The organism is Lentzea indica, from assembly GCF_012184385.1.
GTDB lineage: Bacteria > Actinomycetota > Actinomycetes > Mycobacteriales > Pseudonocardiaceae > Lentzea > Lentzea indica.
Genome location: NZ_VSRL01000489.1, coordinates 1 through 2,341 on the forward strand (window position 1 = coordinate 1; position 2,341 = coordinate 2,341).

Annotated in this window: 4 protein-coding genes; 1 reads left to right on the plus strand and 3 read right to left on the minus strand. The window is 69.1% G+C overall.

The features are described from left to right. From FXN61_RS50440 to FXN61_RS48820, 3 genes are all read right to left on the minus strand, one after another. The coding region (locus FXN61_RS50440) for a WXG100-like domain-containing protein (protein WP_446684966.1) at positions 1-819 on the minus strand (819 nt) is incomplete at its 3' end. Between the two features lies 1 nt (position 820). Beyond that, positions 821-1,135: a DUF2563 family protein gene (locus FXN61_RS48815; protein WP_167980548.1), complete on the minus strand. Its 315-nt coding sequence runs from the start codon at positions 1,133-1,135 to the stop codon at positions 821-823. Continuing rightward, the gene (locus FXN61_RS48820) at positions 1,132-1,611 is read right to left on the minus strand and encodes a YbaB/EbfC family nucleoid-associated protein (protein WP_167980549.1); all 480 of its coding nucleotides are present in this window, start codon (positions 1,609-1,611) and stop codon (positions 1,132-1,134) included. The genes FXN61_RS48815 and FXN61_RS48820 overlap by 4 nt, the downstream gene beginning before the upstream one ends. Before the next feature lie 97 nt (positions 1,612-1,708). Between FXN61_RS48820 and FXN61_RS48825 the strand changes: the two genes are divergently transcribed. Continuing rightward, positions 1,709-2,146, plus strand: a complete 438-nt coding sequence (locus tag FXN61_RS48825) for a MaoC family dehydratase (protein ID WP_312878587.1) — start codon at positions 1,709-1,711, stop codon at positions 2,144-2,146. The last annotated feature ends 195 nt before the right edge of the window (positions 2,147-2,341 follow it).

Consider the following 2,341-nt stretch of genomic DNA (forward strand, 5'->3'; position numbering starts at 1 on the left):
CGCGGTCACGGGAGCGGCGGCGTCCAGAACCGGAGCGGCAGCGTCGGTCACGGCACCCACGACGGGCGCGACAGGCGCCGTCACGGCGCCGACGACCGGAGCGACAGGGGCGGTCACCCCGCCAACGACAGGAGCGACCGCCTCAGTCACCGGAGCGACGACGGCGGCAACGGGCTCGACGATGGGAGCGACAGCGCCGGCCACCGGAGCCACGACGCCGCCGACGATGTCCGTGACCGGGGACAGCAGCCCACCGCCGCCACCAGGACCGTGGGCACCGGGCGCGGTGTTGACGGGCTGCGAGCCGTGGCTCATGTCGACACCGCTGTCCAGGCGGATGGCGGACGACAGCGTGTTGTGGAGGTTCGCGACGTTGGCTGCGGCGCCTCGGGTCAACGTGTCGAGGCCGAGCAACGCGTTGGGGTTGCCGGCGTTGGCGGAAGCGGTGGCGGCGTCGTTGTTCTTCGCCAGCGTCACCAGCTCGCGCACGATCTCGACCTTCGCGGCACCCACCTGCTTGGCGGCGTGGTCGAGCCGATCGGCGGCGGCGTGGCAACCACGGGCCGCTCGCTGCAGCTCGCCGTCCGGGGCCACGACCTTCGCCCAACGGCCACGCGCGGCATCACCGGTCGAGCCGCTCAGGCCTTCCAGCGCCCGAGTGGCGGCGCCGTCAGAAGACGTGCCCAGGCCTTTGATCTTGTCGCCGGCCTCGCGCCACGCGGAGGCGCTGGAGCGCATGGCGTCCTCGTCCGCCTTGGGCCACGAGACGCCTGCCTTGGCCGCGACCTCGGTGAGTTCGGCGGGAAGCTCGATGCCCATGTCAGCCGTCCAACCTTCTCATCGCGGTCAGGTTGCTCTGCTCGACGTGCCGGTACGTCTCGGCCGTAGCGGAGAGCTTGTCGCCCACGTCCCCCAACGTCGCCGCAAGCCCCGACAACGCCCCCGCCGCGTCACCAGAAGGCTTCTCGTGCGACGAGGCAAAACTACGACCCACCGCGTCGTCACCCCAGCAGGCACCGAACGCGGCCAGCGCCCTGTCCAGCGTCCCCGCGATCTCGGTGGCCTGGCCCGCGAACCCCTTCAGCTCACGAGCCCCGGCGTCCAAGCGCTCGAGGTCGGCGTTGTACCCGGTCATCGCACCCTCCTGTGGATGAGCTCGGAGTCGAGCCAGCTCTCCCGTTGCTCGTTGTCCTCGTCGTCGTCAACACGACGACGAGCGGGCTGCCGCGCCAAGTCCACGCCCACCTCAGGCTGGTACTCGTCGGGCTTCAGGTCTGCGGTACCGGCGACCAGCGCGGCGGGATCCGTGGAAGCGGGCAACACCGCACTCAACGTCTGATAGGTGACCTCAGCGGCAGAAGCAGCAGCCGCGGCAACGGTCCGCACGATCAACTCGGCCAACTGCTCCGGACGATGCCGCCGATAGGCCAGCTCGGAAAGCTCCAGCGACGTGAGCTTCCCCCCGGCACCCACGGTCGCAGTGACCGTCCCGTCCGGACTGGACGCCTGACCGGAGACAGCCTCAAGCTCACGCTGGACCGACGCCAGCTGCTCGCGGCTGCGCCGGTAGTCGGCGAGCAGCTCCTCGACCTGCGCACGGTGGTCGTCCACCGAGTCCCCCTCACATACGCATAGCCCTGGGCTCGGGCTCTTGGACGCCGTCGCCGTTAGATCGGTTCCCAGCGGATTCAGTTACTACGATCAACGCGTGATCGCCTTCGAGGATCTGCCTGCAGGCCGAATCATCCCGCTCGGCGAGGTAATCGTCGACCGGGACGACATGGTGGACTTCGCCAAGAAGTTCGACCCCCAGCCGTTCCACCTGGACGAGGAAGCGGGACGAAACTCCATTTTCGGCGGTTTGTCCGCTTCTGGCTGGTACACAGCCTCCCTGTGGATGCGCCGCTGGGTGGACGAGGTCCTGTCCAACTCCACGTCCCAGGGCTCACCAGGCGGCCGCGAACTGTCCTGGCTCGCCCCGGTCTACCCCGGCGACAAGCTGACGTTCGCCGCAGAGGTGCTGAGCGCCCGCCTGTCGAAGACCAGGCCAAACCTGGGCCTGGTGGAGTTCGAAGGCACGGCAAAGCGCGGCGACGACCTCGTCTACCGCTTCATCGCCACCGGCATGTTCACAGCACGCGGCTGACCACCGCGAGGCCGCATGCAAGCGGCGAAGGCGAAGCCGAGCCGACCGCGAAGGCGCAGCCGAGCCACCTCAAGCGATGGCGCAGCCGAGCAGTCCTTCACACAGCCAGTGGGTGGGGTGGTCCCGTCACGAGTCGTGCCGATGCCTTTGCCGCGCCCGAGGAGGAGGGTCAAGTCGACACGCTTTTCGTCGACT